Here is a 16212-nt window from a genome sequence, read left to right as displayed (position 1 = left end):
TAGATCAAAAGGGAGGTAGGCCCCTTGCTAGATGTGAACAATTTTGAGTATATGAAAATAGGTCTCGCTTCACCTGATAAAATCCGTTCTTGGTCATATGGTGAAGTAAAAAAACCTGAAACGATCAACTATCGTACTTTAAAACAAGAAAAAGACGGTCTTTTCTGTGAACGTATCTTCGGCCCTCAAAAAGATTGGGAATGCCATTGCGGAAAATACAAAAGAGTCCGCTACAAAGGTGTTGTCTGTGATCGATGCGGCGTTGAAGTTACTCGTGCAAAAGTACGCCGTGAACGCATGGGGCATATTGAATTAGCTGCACCGGTATCCCATATCTGGTACTTTAAAGGGATTCCGAGCCGAATGGGACTTGTACTTGATATGTCCCCGCGTGCTCTTGAAGAAGTTATTTATTTTGCTTCTTATGTCGTTACTGAACCTGGTGACACTCCATTAGAAAAGAAGCAGCTTTTATCAGAAAAAGAATACCGCGCATACCGCGAAAAGTACGGAAATAAATTCCAGGCTTCAATGGGTGCGGAAGCGATAAAAAAACTTCTGCAGGATATTGATCTTGAAAAAGAAGCTGAGATCTTAAAAGAAGAACTAAGAACTGCTCAAGGACAGCGCCGCACTCGTGCAATTAAACGCCTTGAGGTGCTTGAAGCATTCCGTAATTCCGGAAATGAACCGTCCTGGATGATTCTTGATGTTCTTCCGGTTATTCCTCCGGAGCTTCGTCCTATGGTTCAGCTGGACGGAGGACGTTTTGCGACTTCAGATCTTAACGATTTGTACAGACGGGTTATTAACCGGAACAATCGTTTAAAACGATTATTGGATCTTGGAGCTCCAAGCATAATTGTCCAGAACGAAAAACGTATGCTTCAAGAAGCGGTTGACGCTTTAATAGACAATGGACGCCGCGGCCGTCCTGTAACCGGACCAGGAAACCGTCCATTGAAATCTCTTTCCCACATGCTTAAAGGGAAACAAGGCCGTTTCCGCCAAAACTTGCTTGGGAAGCGTGTAGACTATTCAGGCCGTTCTGTTATCGTAGTAGGCCCAAACCTTAAAATGTACCAATGCGGACTTCCGAAAGAAATGGCGCTTGAACTATTCAAGCCATTTGTGATGAAGGAGCTTGTTGAGAAAGGTTTAGCCCACAATATTAAATCAGCCAAACGAAAAATTGAAAGAGTCCAGCCTGAGGTGTGGGATGTTTTAGAAGAAGTTATTAAAGAACACCCTGTTCTTCTAAACCGTGCTCCAACGCTGCACAGACTTGGAATTCAGGCGTTTGAGCCAACGCTCGTAGAAGGCCGGGCCATCCGTTTGCATCCGCTCGTATGTACTGCTTATAATGCAGACTTTGACGGAGACCAAATGGCTGTACACGTGCCGCTATCAGCTGAAGCTCAAGCAGAAGCACGGTTATTAATGCTCGCTGCACAAAATATTTTAAATCCTAAAGATGGTAAACCGGTCGTTACACCTTCTCAAGACATGGTATTAGGGAACTATTACTTGACATTGGAAAGAGAAAGTGCAGAAGGCGAAGGAATGGTCTTCAAAGATACAAATGAAGCACTGCTTGCCTATCAAAACGGCCATGTTCATTTGCACACACGCATTGCCATTCATGCCGGTTCATTAAACAATCCGACATTTAAGGAAGAACAAAATAAAAAATTGCTTATAACAACAGTTGGTAAACTAATCTTTAATGAAATTTTACCTGCATCATTCCCTTACATTAACGAACCTACAAAAACAAATCTCGAGGAAAAAACACCTGAGAAATACTTTGTAGATCCGGGAACGGATGTAAAGGCATTGATCAAAGAAATGCCGCTGGTTGAACCTTTTAAAAAGAAAATCCTCGGAAATATCATTGCGGAAGTATTTAAACGGTACAAGATCACTGAAACTTCTAAAATGCTTGACCGCATGAAAGACCTTGGATTTAAATATTCAACTAAAGCAGGTATTACGGTCGGTGTTGCTGACATCGTCGTATTGGGCGAAAAGAAGCAAATCATCGATGAAGCCGAAAAAAAAGTCGAAAATGTGTTAAAGCAATTCAGACGCGGTTTAATCACGGAAGACGAGCGTTACGACCGCGTAATCTCGATTTGGAGTGCTGCAAAAGACACCATTCAAGCAAAACTTATGAAATCATTGGATAGAATGAATCCAATCTTCATGATGAGTGATTCCGGTGCCCGCGGAAACGCGTCGAACTTTACGCAGTTAGCCGGTATGCGCGGACTAATGGCAAACCCGGCAGGACGGATTATTGAATTGCCGATTAAAGCTAGCTTCCGTGAAGGTTTAACCGTATTAGAATATTTCATATCTACACACGGCGCCCGAAAAGGTCTTGCAGATACGGCTCTTAAAACAGCAGATTCCGGCTATTTGACACGCCGTCTTGTTGATGTGGCGCAGGATGTAATTGTTCGTGAAGACGATTGCGGCACAGACCGGGGATTATTAGTAAGAGCTTTAACGGATGGAACAGAAGTGATCGAATCGCTTGAGGAGCGCTTAATCGGGCGATATGCAAGAAAAGCGGTAAGACATCCGGAAACTAACGAGGTTATTGTACCTGAGAACGGATTAATTACGGAAGATCTGGCAAATGAAATTGTCCAAGCAAACATAGAAGAAGTATGGATTCGTTCAGCCTTTACATGCAACACAAGACACGGTGTATGTAAAAAATGTTATGGCCGCAACTTAGCTACCGGCCAGGAAGTGGAAGTAGGCGAAGCAGTCGGAATCATTGCTGCTCAATCAATCGGTGAGCCGGGTACACAGTTAACGATGCGTACGTTTCATACAGGCGGAGTTGCAGGAGACGATATTACTCAAGGTTTACCTCGTATCCAAGAGTTGTTTGAAGCGCGCAACCCGAAAGGTCAAGCTGTTATTTCTGAAATTGACGGCGTCGTAGTTGGAATAAACGAAGGACGTGACCGCCAGCACGAAATCGTTATCCAGGGCGAAGTGGAAACACGCACATACACAGCACCATATACAGCGCGCCTAAAAGTAGATGTAAATGATCGTGTTGAGCGAGGCCAGGAGTTAACCGAAGGTTCGATCGATCCGAAAGAATTGCTAAAAGTAAAAGATGTGTCTGCCGTACAGGAATACTTGCTTCGCGAAGTTCAAAAGGTATATCGTATGCAAGGGGTTGAAATCGGCGACAAGCACATTGAAGTTATGGTTAGACAAATGCTTCGAAAAGTGCGTGTGATCGATGCCGGTGAAACAGATGTATTGCCGGGTACTCTGCTTGATATACATCAATTTAGGGATGCCAACGAAAAAGCACTGCTTGAAGGAAAGCTTCCGGCAACCGGCCGCCCTGTACTGCTGGGTATTACGAAAGCATCCTTGGAAACAGATTCGTTCTTGTCAGCAGCATCCTTCCAGGAAACTACAAGAGTTCTTACAGATGCGGCAATCAAAGGCAAACGCGATGAATTACTTGGCTTGAAAGAAAATGTTATTATCGGCAAGTTAGTTCCTGCAGGTACAGGAATGCAACGTTATCGTAAAGCAAAGCCAATCTTAAAGGATGAAACTGCAGAAGCTCAAGTTACGATTGAGTAGACGTTCTGTATAAATGCGGTACTTGCTTGCGAAAACAACATGCAAGTACCGTATTTTTAATAAAGATTTACGAAACAGCGAGGCGCCGGTATAATTTTTTTCATTGGTATTGACATCGCTATTTTGAGATGATAATATAGCAAAGGTGCTTCAATTACCTGTTACTTTGGAGGATATATTATATGTCTTATGAAAAAGTATTACAGGCAAGAAACATTATTGTAGGAACAAAGCAAGCGGTGAAAGCTCTTAAATCAGGGATCGTATTGGAACTTGTGATTGCTAATGATGCTGACCCTAACCTGACGGCAAAGGCTGTCGATGCCGCAAAGGAAATGAATGTCCCGGTAACCTGCGTTGACTCAATGAAAAAACTCGGGAAAGCATGCGGGATTGAAGTTGGAGCTGCCACTGTAGCAATTATCCGTTAAAAACTGTTTTTGCAGGCGAAAACTGCAAGAACTTTGTTTTTGTAGAAAAATGAACCACCTGGATGTGTGGGCTTAAATGAAAATGTGAAGGGAGGAAAAATACATGCCTACAATTAACCAATTAGTGCGCAAGCCTCGCAAATCAATAGCAGAAAAATCAAAATCACCTGCACTTAACAAAGGATACAACAGCTTTAAAAAGGTGCAAACAAACGTATATTCACCACAAAAACGCGGAGTATGTACGCGTGTTGGTACAATGACTCCGAAAAAACCGAACTCAGCGCTTCGTAAATATGCTCGTGTTCGTTTAACAAACGGAATCGAGGTAACAGCATACATTCCTGGTATCGGTCACAATCTGCAAGAACACAGTGTTGTTCTTATCCGCGGCGGACGTGTAAAAGACTTGCCGGGGGTGCGTTACCATATCGTACGCGGTGCACTTGACACGGCTGGTGTTAACAACCGTATGCAAGGCCGTTCAAAATATGGTACTAAGAAACCTAAGGCAGCCAAAAAATAATTTTAATTGAAAATAGATTTGTTGAAAGGGGGAAAATACATGCCACGTAAAGGACCAGTAGCAAAAAGAGATGTATTGCCAGATCCGATTTACAATTCCAAGTTGGTTACTCGTCTAATCAATAAAATGATGATTGACGGTAAAAGAGGCAAAGCACAGACAATTCTTTACTCAGCATTTGATATTATCCGCGAACGTACTGGAAAAGATCCGATGGAAGTGTTTGAACAAGCACTTAAAAACATCATGCCAGTATTAGAAGTAAGAGCACGCCGTGTGGGTGGCGCCAACTACCAAGTTCCAGTTGAGGTGCGTCCTGACCGCCGTACAACTCTTGGACTTCGCTGGTTAGTAAACTACGCTCGTCTACGCGGAGAAAAAACAATGGAAGAGCGTTTAGCAAACGAAATTCTTGATGCAGCAAACAACACTGGAGCATCTGTTAAAAAACGTGAAGATACACACAAAATGGCCGAAGCAAACAGAGCGTTTGCTCATTATCGTTGGTAATGTAACCTTCAATTATAAAACACACTCATATAAGGAAGGAGAAAAACCCAATGGCAAGAGAGTTCTCCTTAGAAAAGACTCGAAATATCGGCATCATGGCCCATATTGATGCCGGTAAAACAACAACTACCGAGCGTATCCTTTACTATACCGGTAAAATCCATAAGATCGGCGAAACTCATGAAGGTGCGGCTCAAATGGACTGGATGGAACAAGAGCAAGAGCGTGGTATAACAATTACTTCCGCAGCGACAACTGCTCAATGGAAAAACCACCGAGTTAACATCATCGATACACCGGGACACGTAGACTTCACGGTTGAAGTTGAGCGTTCTCTTCGCGTACTTGATGGTGCGGTTACGGTCCTTGATGCCCAATCCGGAGTTGAGCCTCAGACTGAAACAGTTTGGCGCCAGGCGACAACTTATGGAGTACCGCGTATTGTATTTGTTAACAAAATGGATAAAATAGGAGCGGATTTCTTATATTCCGTTAAAACTCTTCATGATCGCCTTCAGGCAAATGCTCATCCGATTCAGCTGCCAATCGGTGCTGAAGACCAATTTGAGGGAATTATCGACCTCGTAGAAATGAATGCGACTTTCTACGCCAATGACCTTGGAACAGACATAACTGTTCGTGAAATTCCTGAAGAATACAAAGCTCAAGCTGAGAAATACCGTGAAAAACTAATTGAAGCGGTAGCAGAGCTTGATGAAGAGCTAATGGAAAAATACCTTGGCGGAGAAGAGATTACAAATGAAGAGCTAAAAGCTGCTATCCGAAAAGGAACAATCAATGTTGAATTCTATCCTGTTCTTTGCGGATCCGCATTTAAGAACAAAGGTGTTCAAAAAATGCTTGATGCAGTAATTGACTATCTTCCATCACCAGTAGATATACCTGCAATCAAAGGTATTAATCCTGATACAGAGGAAGAAGTAACACGTCCTTCAAGCGACGATGAGCCATTTGCTGCTCTTGCATTCAAAGTTATGAGCGACCCGTATGTTGGTAAATTAACATTTTTCCGCGTTTATTCTGGTACATTAAGCTCTGGATCTTATGTACAAAACTCTACAAAAGGAAAACGCGAACGTATCGGACGAATTCTGCAAATGCATGCGAACCACCGCGAAGAGATTTCAATGGTTTATGCAGGGGACATCGCTGCTGCAGTAGGATTGAAAGATACAACTACTGGTGACACGCTTTGTGATGATAAGAACTCTGTAATTTTAGAATCTATGCAGTTCCCTGAACCGGTAATCCAGCTTTCTGTGGAGCCTAAGTCAAAAGCAGACCAAGATAAAATGTCGACTGCTTTACAAAAGCTTCAAGAAGAGGATCCGACTTTCAGAGCGCACACAGATCCTGAAACGGGACAGACAATTATCGCTGGAATGGGTGAGCTTCACTTAGACATCATTGTTGATCGTATGCGCCGTGAATTCAAAGTTGAAGCGAATGTAGGTGCGCCTCAGGTAGCCTACCGAGAAACTTTCCGTAAAAGTGCGCAAGTTGAAGGTAAATTTGCCCGTCAATCTGGTGGACGCGGACAATACGGACACGTTTGGATCGAATTCTCTCCAAATGAAGAAGGAAAAGGATTTGAATTTGAAAACGCAATCGTTGGCGGTGTGGTTCCGCGTGAATACATCCCTGCAGTACAAGCAGGACTGGAAGACGCTCTTGAAAAAGGTGTACTTGCAGGCTATCCAATGGTTGACATTAAAGCAAAACTATTCGACGGATCATACCATGATGTTGACTCCAGTGAAATGGCGTTCAAAATTGCTGCTTCTTTGGCACTTAAAAACGCGGCAGCAAAATGTGATCCTGTACTTCTCGAACCAATAATGAGAGTAGAAGTAGTTATTCCTGAAGAATACATGGGAGATATCATGGGAGGCATTACTGCCCGCCGCGGCCGTGTAGAAGGTATGGAAGCGCGCGGAAACGCTCAAGTAGTCCGTGCAATGGTTCCACTTTCAGAAATGTTTGGCTATGCTACTGCACTTCGTTCCAGTACACAAGGACGCGGAGTTTTCACAATGCATTTTGATCACTACGAAGAAGTGCCAAAATCAATTGCTGATGAAATCATCAAAAAAAATAAAGGCGAATAATTGATTTTAGTCTTTTAATCAAGTATAACTACTTATGTAAGCTTGGTTGCTGCGAATTAGGGCAGCCTCTTTCGCAGCCCATTTATATACTTAAAATTAAATTTTTTATAACCGAAGGAGGATTTTCCTAATGGCAAAAGCTAAATTCGACCGTTCTAAGCCACACGTGAACGTTGGTACAATTGGTCACGTTGACCATGGTAAAACTACTTTAACAGCTGCAATTACTACAGTACTTGCTAAATCTGGTAAAGCAGAAGCTCGTGCATATGATCAAATTGATGCTGCTCCAGAAGAGCGTGAACGCGGTATCACAATTTCAACTGCACACGTAGAGTATGAAACTGAAAACCGTCACTATGCACACGTAGACTGCCCAGGACACGCCGACTACGTTAAAAACATGATCACTGGTGCTGCACAAATGGACGGCGCTATCCTTGTTGTATCTGCTGCTGACGGTCCAATGCCGCAAACTCGTGAGCATATCCTTCTTTCTCGCCAAGTAGGTGTGCCATACCTTGTTGTATTTTTAAACAAATGCGACATGGTAGACGACGAAGAACTTCTTGAACTAGTAGAAATGGAAGTACGCGACCTTCTTTCTGAGTACGAATTCCCTGGCGACGATGTGCCAGTAATCAAAGGTTCTGCTCTTAAAGCTCTTGAAGGCGACCCTGCTTGGGAAGAAAAAATCGTTGAGCTTATGAACGCTGTTGATGAGTACATCCCAACTCCAGAACGTGAAACTGACAAACCATTCATGATGCCAGTTGAAGACGTATTCTCTATCACTGGCCGTGGTACAGTTGCTACTGGACGTGTAGAACGCGGACAAGTTAAAGTTGGTGACGTTGTTGAAATCATCGGCTTAACAGAAGAGCCAAAATCTACTACTGTAACAGGTGTAGAAATGTTCCGCAAACTTCTTGACTACGCAGAAGCCGGTGACAACATCGGTGCTCTTCTTCGCGGTATCGCTCGTGAGGAAGTACAACGCGGACAAGTATTGGCAAAACCAGGTTCAATCACTCCGCACACAAAATTCAAAGCTGAAGTTTACGTATTATCAAAAGAAGAAGGTGGCCGTCATACACCATTCTTCTCTAACTACCGCCCTCAGTTCTACTTCCGTACAACTGACGTAACTGGAATCATTACTCTTCCAGAAGGCGTTGAAATGGTTATGCCTGGCGACAACGTTGAAATGAACGTTGAACTTATCGCTCCAATTGCAATCGAAGAAGGAACTAAATTCTCAATTCGTGAAGGTGGACGTACAGTAGGCGCCGGCGTAGTTTCCACTATTGTTGAGTAATAGAAAAATAGTTGAAAGAGGCTGTCTCATAAGGGTCTGACCCCATGTACATTTATCAATATATAGCACATTTATGCAACATTATGTCCTATATATTGTGTTATGGGGTCTGACCCTTAGGGTTTTGAGACAGCCTCTTTTTTAATTTAATAAAAATCGTCATTCAGCAGAAGAAAGTTCTTATTGAAAAAGGAATATTGGGTCGCTATAATTGATAGGGTGTGTGATTCATAAAGATATTTTAAGAAAATCTTGCGTTCACTTTATGTTTTTAGTATAATAGACAGCGTTGGTCTTTGACTGCGATGAAGTGGAAGGTTGCTGACACACCCGGCCGCTTTGCCATGGCGAGTGTGTGGGAAATTTCCATGGAGAATGTCTATTTTAAAATAGGCGAAAAGTCCTGCGGTAATATGTCAAGCACCAAAATCAATGGAATTGGAAATTCTAAACCGTAAAAGTTCTAAAAAAGGCAATACTAAAGAAACCCAGTAAAATTTATTACATTTACTGGAAATAATAGAAGGATTTAGGGTCTTGTTACTCCCTATTTATCCACCTTCCTTCTAGGCGTGTAAATTTGGTCGTTACGTAGCAGCGCATCGACCAAACGCACAAGTTTTCTTGCAGTTAAGACGAGTGCTCTTTTATGTTGGTGCTTTGGAACCTCATGATACTTTTTCAGGTAGTATGCCCGAAATTCAGGTTCAAGTCGTTGTACCGAGTTGGCAGCTTCAACTAGGTAGTAACGAAGATAATGATTCCCTGATCGTATCATGTTTGTTTCCTCTGCCTGAAACTTTCCTGATTGATGCTTGGACCATGTTAACCCGGCATATTTCGCTAATGATGCTTGATTATCAAAGCGTTCAATTTGTCCAATTTCAGCTAATATTCCGGCACAATAAACGGGTCCGATACCAGGAATCGACTGTAAGGTGTTTGGAATGCCATCTAGTAGCTTTCGAATAGCTTTATCCAATTCCTTGATCTGCTTGGTAATACTGCGAATGGACTCAATGGAAGTTGCCAACAAAAGGTCAATCGAGTCTTCTACACACTTGGATAAACGATAAGAAGATCTGGCTGCCTTTTGAATGGACTTGGCTATACATTCGGCATCAGTAAAGCGATTTTTGCCCTTTTCCTGAAGATAATGCGCAAGTTCCTGGATATCCATGGAGCTGATTTCATCCAGGCTATACTTTTCGAGTAACAGCTCCATCATGGCGTTCCCAAACACGGAGCTTTCCACTTCAGCCGTAAAGGAACTGCACTTGTAAAAAAGGTGTTGGAGGAAATACTGTTTTTCACGAGTTAAATTGTGAACGAGATGATATCTCATTCTCGTTAATCTTTGAAGGGCAATATATTGTTCCTGCATGACAGCCGAAAGTCGAAGGCGCCCGAAACGGAGTCGATCCGCAATAATCCAGGCATCGATATGGTCTGTTTTATCGAGATCCGTATAAGACTCCTTAAACTTCTTAATTAGTTTTGGGTTAATCGTAAACACTTTCGTTTTAAACTTTTTCAAGGATTCATCTTCATGAAAGAACATGGATGGATGCCAACTGTAAACAGATGTTGCTTCCATTCCAATTTGAATCTCTTGAATCAAGTTTTTTTGGGCAATATCTACAATTTGATTTCGTAGATAAGATGCCCCGGTTAAATTGTTTTCAACAGTTTGAGAAGATAATGTTTCACCATCTAAATTCATGACACAAGCTTTCATATCTTGAGAGCTGACGTCTATTCCGACAAATAACTTCATGGGAGAAACCTCCTTTCATTTTAGGATCAGTGGGAAGGACTCTTCGGGATGTCCCCAGCGCACTTGTTGATCAATCACCCTCGCGTATGAGAACTCGCTCTGATCCATGAGCTGCCTGGAAGCTGCCACTTCCAGCATGGGTTGCCAGAGGGAACAGCCTGCGGGTTAGAAGTTCAAACAAGAGCTGGAGAAACAGACTTTATTAAGTAGTCAAAGCTACAGGAGGGAGAAGGATTTCCCCAAATGATCCTTAAAACCATTATCTAGGGACATCACGAAAAGTCCACCCCTAAAATGGAAATTCTTCAGATAGTGGTGGGCTAGCCCACCACTATCTGAACTAGCTCCTATGAAGTTATGAATGAACAGAAATCTAACTGGAAAATACCTCAAAAGAGAATTCTAAAAATACTATACGAGGAGGGAAAAATAATGGCAAAACAAAAAATTCGTATTCGTTTAAAAGCTTATGATCACCGAATTCTTGATCAATCTGCAGAAAAAATTGTAGAAACAGCAAAACGTTCTGGTGCGGCTGTATCCGGTCCGATCCCGCTTCCGACTGAAAAATCTGTTTACACAATTCTTCGTGCGGTGCATAAGTACAAAGATTCTCGTGAACAATTTGAGATGCGCACACACAAACGTCTAATCGACATCATCAATCCAACTCCACAAACAGTTGATTCGTTAATGCGTTTAGATTTGCCATCAGGCGTTGATATTGAAATAAAACTTTAATGAAATAAATGATGTAGAAATTAGGAGGTGTGACTGAAATGACCAAAGGAATCTTAGGAAGAAAAATCGGTATGACTCAAGTATTTGCTGAAAACGGTGACCTTATCCCTGTGACTGTTGTAGAAGCAGCTCCAAACGTAGTTCTTCAAAAGAAATCTGTCGAAACTGACGGCTACGAAGCTCTTCAGCTTGGATTTGAAGACAAGCGGGAAAAGCTTTCCAACAAACCGGAAAAAGGGCATGCTGCCAAAGCAAATACTGCTCCTAAGCGCTTCATTCGCGAATTCCGCGGAGTTGACTTAGCTGAGTATGAAGTTGGTCAAGAAGTCAAAGTTGATATTTTCGCAGAAGGAGATTTTGTAGATGTGACGGGAATCTCAAAAGGTAAAGGTTTCCAAGGTGTGATTAAGCGCCACGGACAATCTCGCGGACCAATGGCTCACGGTTCTCGTTACCATCGCCGTCCTGGTTCAATGGGACCTATCGCACCAAACCGTGTATTCAAGAGCAAAAATCTTCCTGGACGCATGGGCGGAGAAAAAGTTACAGTTCAAAACCTGCAAATTGTAAAGGTTGATAAAGAGCGCAACTTGCTTTTAATCAAAGGCAATGTACCGGGTCCGAGAAAAGGACTTGTTAAAATTAAAAGTGCGGTTAAAGCAAAGTAATAAACCAGAAAGGAGGAAAAAAGAATGCCGAAAGTAGCATTATTTAACCAAAACGGTTCACAAGTTGGTGAAATCGAACTAAACGACGCCGTTTTTGGTATCGAGCCTAATAAACACGTATTATTTGAAGCTGTTGTTATGCAAAGAGCTTCTTTACGTCAAGGAACTCATAAAACAAAAATTCGTTCTGAAGTATCTGGCGGTGGCCGCAAACCGTGGCGCCAAAAAGGAACTGGCCGTGCTCGCCAAGGTTCCATCCGTTCTCCGCAATGGCGCGGCGGCGGTACTGTATTCGGTCCTGTGCCACGCAGCTACAGCTACAAGCTTCCTAAAAAAGTTCGCCGCTTAGCAATCAAATCAGCATTATCTTCTAAAGTATTAGAAGAAAATATTTTAGTATTAGAAAACCTTGCTTTCGAAACTCCAAAAACAAAAGACTTTAAAGGTGTATTAAAGAATCTTTCTGTTAATACAAAAGCGCTTGTCGTTACAGCTGATCTGGATGAAAATGTCGCATTATCTGCGCGAAACATCCCTGGTGTGACTGTAGTGGCAGCAAATGGAATCAATGTGTTGGATGTTTTAAATCATGATAAACTGATCTTGACGAAAGCAGCGGTTGAAAAAGTAGAGGAGGTGCTTGCGTAATGGATGCACGTGAAGTCATTAAGCGCCCCGTAATCACTGAACGTTCAACTGATCTAATGGCTGAAAAAAAATACACTTTTGAAGTGGATGTAAGAGTTAACAAAACTCAAGTAAAAGACGCTGTTGAAGAAATTTTCGGCGTAAAAGTTGAAAAAGTAAATATCATGAACTATAAAGGAAAGTTCAAGCGAATGGGCAAATTCGGCGGTTATACAAATAAGCGCCGCAAAGCCATCGTGAAACTCACTGAAGACAGCAAAGAAATCGAATTATTTGAAGCATAATATTTTGATTAGAAGAGGAGGGAACTAAAATGGCGATTAAAAAGTACAAACCTACCTCCAACGGTCGTCGCGGCATGACGGGTTTAGATTTTTCCGAAATCACTACTGACAAACCGGAAAAATCATTGCTTGCTCCTTTAAAAAGAAAAGGCGGCCGCAACAACCAAGGTAAGTTAACTGTTCGTCATCAAGGTGGCGGTCATAAGCGTCAATACCGTATAATCGATTTTAAACGTGACAAAGACGGCATTCCAGGACGCGTTGCCACTATCGAATACGATCCAAACCGTTCTGCAAATATTGCATTAATTAACTATGTTGATGGAGAAAAGCGTTACATCCTAGCTCCAAAAAACCTTGAAGTAGGTATGGAAATTATGTCTGGACCAGAAGCAGACATTAAAGTTGGAAACGCACTCCCATTAGCAAACATTCCTGTAGGTACAGTTATACACAACATCGAATTAAAGCCTGGTAAAGGTGGTCAATTAGTACGTTCAGCCGGTACTTCCGCACAAGTTCTTGGTAAAGAAGGCAAATACGTACTTGTTCGCTTAAACTCTGGCGAAGTTCGCATGATCCTTGCTAATTGCCGTGCTTCTATCGGCCAAGTCGGCAACGAACAGCACGAACTAATTAACATTGGTAAAGCCGGACGTTCTCGTTGGCTAGGTAAACGCCCAACAGTTCGCGGTTCTGTAATGAACCCTAACGATCACCCGCACGGCGGTGGTGAGGGACGTGCGCCAATCGGACGTAAGTCTCCAATGACTCCTTGGGGCAAACCAACTCTTGGTTACAAAACTCGCAAAAAGAAAAACAAATCTGATAAATTTATCGTACGTCGTCGTAAAAAATAACGGGGTTGAACTACGGTTCATTCATCGAACCGTAGAGCAATCACGAAGGGAGGTTCAATTATGGGTCGCAGCTTAAAAAAAGGACCTTTTGTTGATGAGCATTTAATGAAAAAGATCGAAAAATTAAATGAAACGGATAAAAAACAAGTTGTGAAAACTTGGTCGCGCCGTTCAACGATCTTCCCGCAATTCATTGGACACACAATCGCTGTCTATGACGGCCGCAAACATGTTCCTGTATACATTACTGAAGATATGGTAGGCCACAAGCTAGGAGAGTTTGCTCCAACTCGCACTTACAAAGGCCATGCAAGTGACGATAAGAAAACAAGACGTTAATGAGAGGAGGGCATTCAGATGCAAGCTAAAGCTGTTGCAAGAACAGTTCGTATTGCTCCTCGTAAAGCTCGTTTAGTTGTTGATCTAATTCGAGGAAAGCAAGTTGGTGAAGCGGTAGCGATTTTAAAACACACTCCAAAAGCTGCTTCTCCGATAGTAGAAAAAGTTTTGAAATCTGCAGTTGCTAACGCAGAACATAACTACGAAATGGACGTTAATAATCTCATTATATCTCAGGCTTACGTAAACGAAGGACCGACTTTAAAACGTTTCCGTCCTCGTGCAATGGGCCGTGCAAGCCAAATTAACAAACGTACAAGTCATATTACAATCGTTTTATCAGAAAAGAAGGAGGGATAATTAGTGGGTCAAAAAGTAAATCCAGTCGGTTTGCGTATCGGGATCATCCGTGATTGGGAATCCAAATGGTACGCAGGAAAAGACTATGCTGATCTTTTACACGAAGACCTTAAAGTTCGTGAATACATCACGAAGCGTTTAAGCGATGCTTCTGTTTCTAAAATAGAAATTGAACGTGCTGCAAACCGTTTAAATATTACTATCCACACTGCAAAGCCTGGAATGGTAATCGGAAAAGGCGGTACAGAAGTTGAAGCTCTTCGCAAGGCGCTAAACAATCTTACAGGTAAACGAGTACACATCAATATTCTTGAAATTAAGAGAGCTGATATTGATGCAAAATTAGTTGCTGAAAATATTGCTCGTCAATTAGAAAATCGCGTATCATTCCGACGTGCACAAAAACAAGCTATTCAACGTGCAATGCGCGCAGGAGCAAAAGGTATTAAAACAATGGTATCTGGTCGTTTAGGCGGTGCCGATATTGCCCGTTCTGAGCACTACAGCGAAGGAACAGTTCCACTTCATACTCTTCGTGCCGACATCGACTATGGAACAGCTGAAGCTGATACAACTTACGGCAAGCTTGGCGTAAAAGTATGGATCTATCGTGGAGAAGTCCTTCCTGCAAAGAAGAAAACTGAGGAAGGAGGCAATTAATTATGTTAATGCCAAAACGTGTTAAATTCCGCCGTGAACACCGCGGAAAAATGCGCGGACGCGCTAAAGGCGGTACAGAAGTACATTTCGGTGAATTCGGTTTACAAGCAACTGAAGCTGGGTGGATTACAAACCGTCAAATCGAAGCTGCACGTATTGCCATGACACGTTACATGAAACGTGGCGGTAAAGTTTGGATTAAAATCTTCCCACATAAGCCATACACTGCGAAACCTCTAGAGGTCCGAATGGGTTCCGGTAAAGGTGCTCCTGAAGGCTGGGTAGCAGTTGTAAAGCCAGGGAAAGTAATGTTTGAAGTTGCAGGTGTATCCGAAGAAATCGCACGCGAAGCATTGCGCCTTGCATCACACAAACTTCCAGTAAAATGTAAGTTTGTAAAACGAGAAGAAATTGGTGGTGAATCTAATGAAAGCTAATGAAATTCGTGACCTTACCACTGCCGAAATTGAACAAAAAGTAAAATCGTTAAAAGAAGAGCTTTTCAACTTACGCTTTCAATTAGCGACTGGACAACTCGAAAATACAGCCCGCATTCGTGAAGTACGCAAAGCGATTGCTCGAATGAAAACTGTTATTCGCGAAAGAGAGATCGGTGTCAACAATCGATAACCTGAGAGGAGGTTTGCACAATGAGTGAACGTAACCAACGCAAAGTTTACACAGGACGCGTTGTTTCTGACAAGATGGATAAGACGATTACAGTTCTTGTAGAGACTTATAAAAAGCATCCTCTTTACGGTAAACGCGTTAAATACTCTAAGAAGTTTAAAGCTCATGATGAGCAAAACCAGGCAAAAGTCGGCGATATCGTACGCATTATGGAAACTCGCCCTCTTTCAGCCACAAAGCGCTTCCGTTTAGTTGAAGTGGTAGAAAAAGCCGTTATTATTTAATTATTCGGATTAAGGTTGATTTCGAAGGGAGGTTACACTCATGATTCAACAAGAATCACGATTAAAAGTTGCTGACAACTCTGGTGCTCGTGAAGTACTTACTATTAAAGTTCTTGGTGGTTCCGGCCGTAAAACTGCTAATATCGGAGACATTATTGTTTGTACAGTCAAACAAGCAACACCAGGTGGCGTTGTTAAAAAAGGTGATGTTGTAAAAGCAGTTGTTGTTCGTACAAAACGCGGCGTGCGCCGCAATGACGGCACATACATTCGTTTTGATGAAAACGCATGCGTGATTATCCGTGATGATAAAAGCCCTCGCGGAACACGTATCTTCGGTCCAGTTGCCCGTGAACTTCGCGACAACAACTTTATGAAAATCGTTTCCTTAGCTCCGGAAGTACTATAATTAAAATTCTATGC

Annotated in this window: 19 protein-coding genes; 18 read left to right on the top strand and 1 reads right to left on the bottom strand. The window is 42.3% G+C overall.

Features of this window, described 5'->3' with window-relative positions:
• The first annotated feature begins 24 nt into the window (after window positions 1-24).
• The 6 genes from rpoC to tuf all read left to right on the top strand — a co-directional run bounded on the left by rpoC (window position 25) and on the right by tuf (window position 8538).
• Window positions 25-3624, top strand: coding sequence for a DNA-directed RNA polymerase subunit beta' (rpoC, locus tag PB1_RS06375; RefSeq protein ID WP_003351434.1), 3600 nt, complete (start codon window positions 25-27; stop codon window positions 3622-3624).
• 182 nt (window positions 3625-3806) lie between these two features.
• Entirely contained in the window at window positions 3807-4055 is a 249-nt protein-coding gene (locus PB1_RS06370) for a 50S ribosomal protein L7ae-like protein (RefSeq protein WP_003351433.1), read from the top strand.
• 103 nt (window positions 4056-4158) lie between these two features.
• Complete coding sequence (gene rpsL / locus PB1_RS06365; RefSeq protein ID WP_003351432.1) at window positions 4159-4581, top strand: 30S ribosomal protein S12; 423 nt, start codon at window positions 4159-4161, stop codon at window positions 4579-4581.
• Between the two features lie 39 nt (window positions 4582-4620).
• Complete coding sequence (gene rpsG / locus PB1_RS06360) at window positions 4621-5091, top strand: 30S ribosomal protein S7 (RefSeq protein ID WP_003351431.1); 471 nt, start codon at window positions 4621-4623, stop codon at window positions 5089-5091.
• A gap of 50 nt (window positions 5092-5141) precedes the next feature.
• Window positions 5142-7220 (top strand): elongation factor G, encoded by a 2079-nt coding sequence (gene fusA / locus PB1_RS06355; RefSeq protein WP_003351430.1) that lies wholly within the window; start codon window positions 5142-5144, stop codon window positions 7218-7220.
• A gap of 130 nt (window positions 7221-7350) precedes the next feature.
• Window positions 7351-8538, top strand: coding sequence for an elongation factor Tu (gene tuf, locus PB1_RS06350; protein WP_003351429.1), 1188 nt, complete (start codon window positions 7351-7353; stop codon window positions 8536-8538).
• Between the two features lie 547 nt (window positions 8539-9085).
• Here the strand turns inward: tuf and PB1_RS06345 are convergent.
• On the bottom strand, window positions 9086-10315 hold the full coding sequence (locus PB1_RS06345) for an IS110 family RNA-guided transposase (protein ID WP_003351428.1): 1230 nt from the start codon (window positions 10313-10315) through the stop codon (window positions 9086-9088).
• A gap of 432 nt (window positions 10316-10747) precedes the next feature.
• On the opposite strand from PB1_RS06345, the gene rpsJ reads away from it, so the two are divergent.
• Genes rpsJ through rplN form a run of 12 tightly spaced genes read left to right on the top strand, consistent with a single transcriptional unit; the run spans window position 10748 to window position 16198 of the window.
• A complete protein-coding gene (rpsJ, locus tag PB1_RS06340; RefSeq protein WP_003348621.1) occupies window positions 10748-11056 on the top strand; it encodes a 30S ribosomal protein S10 in 309 nt (102 codons plus the stop codon).
• Between the two features lie 38 nt (window positions 11057-11094).
• Entirely contained in the window at window positions 11095-11724 is a 630-nt protein-coding gene (rplC, locus tag PB1_RS06335) for a 50S ribosomal protein L3 (protein ID WP_003351427.1), read from the top strand.
• Between the two features lie 24 nt (window positions 11725-11748).
• On the top strand, window positions 11749-12372 hold the full coding sequence (gene rplD / locus PB1_RS06330; protein ID WP_003351426.1) for a 50S ribosomal protein L4: 624 nt from the start codon (window positions 11749-11751) through the stop codon (window positions 12370-12372).
• Window positions 12372-12656 (top strand): 50S ribosomal protein L23, encoded by a 285-nt coding sequence (rplW, locus tag PB1_RS06325; protein ID WP_003351424.1) that lies wholly within the window; start codon window positions 12372-12374, stop codon window positions 12654-12656. Before rplD ends, rplW begins: the two co-directional genes overlap by 1 nt.
• A gap of 29 nt (window positions 12657-12685) precedes the next feature.
• Window positions 12686-13516, top strand: a complete 831-nt coding sequence (gene rplB / locus PB1_RS06320) for a 50S ribosomal protein L2 (protein WP_003351422.1) — start codon at window positions 12686-12688, stop codon at window positions 13514-13516.
• A gap of 60 nt (window positions 13517-13576) precedes the next feature.
• Window positions 13577-13855: a 30S ribosomal protein S19 gene (rpsS, locus tag PB1_RS06315; protein WP_003348614.1), complete on the top strand. Its 279-nt coding sequence runs from the start codon at window positions 13577-13579 to the stop codon at window positions 13853-13855.
• 18 nt (window positions 13856-13873) lie between these two features.
• The gene (rplV, locus tag PB1_RS06310) at window positions 13874-14215 is read left to right on the top strand and encodes a 50S ribosomal protein L22 (protein WP_003351420.1); all 342 of its coding nucleotides are present in this window, start codon (window positions 13874-13876) and stop codon (window positions 14213-14215) included.
• A gap of 3 nt (window positions 14216-14218) precedes the next feature.
• Window positions 14219-14875 carry a 30S ribosomal protein S3 gene (gene rpsC / locus PB1_RS06305; RefSeq protein ID WP_003351419.1) on the top strand — a complete coding sequence of 219 codons (657 nt, stop codon included), beginning with the start codon at window positions 14219-14221 and terminating at the stop codon, window positions 14873-14875.
• 2 nt (window positions 14876-14877) lie between these two features.
• Window positions 14878-15312, top strand: a complete 435-nt coding sequence (gene rplP / locus PB1_RS06300) for a 50S ribosomal protein L16 (RefSeq protein WP_003351418.1) — start codon at window positions 14878-14880, stop codon at window positions 15310-15312.
• Entirely contained in the window at window positions 15302-15505 is a 204-nt protein-coding gene (gene rpmC / locus PB1_RS06295; RefSeq protein WP_003351417.1) for a 50S ribosomal protein L29, read from the top strand. The genes rplP and rpmC overlap by 11 nt, the downstream gene beginning before the upstream one ends.
• Before the next feature lie 20 nt (window positions 15506-15525).
• Entirely contained in the window at window positions 15526-15789 is a 264-nt protein-coding gene (gene rpsQ / locus PB1_RS06290) for a 30S ribosomal protein S17 (protein WP_003348607.1), read from the top strand.
• Window positions 15790-15829: 40 nt separating this feature from the next.
• Complete coding sequence (gene rplN, locus PB1_RS06285; RefSeq protein WP_003351416.1) at window positions 15830-16198, top strand: 50S ribosomal protein L14; 369 nt, start codon at window positions 15830-15832, stop codon at window positions 16196-16198.
• Window positions 16199-16212: the final 14 nt, after the last annotated feature.

The organism is Bacillus methanolicus PB1, assembly GCF_000262755.1.
In the GTDB taxonomy this organism is placed as follows: domain Bacteria; phylum Bacillota; class Bacilli; order Bacillales; family Cytobacillaceae; genus Bacillus_Z; species Bacillus_Z methanolicus.
The sequence above is the reverse complement of the archived record's forward strand: the minus strand, read 5'-3'. Positions and strand labels throughout refer to the sequence as shown.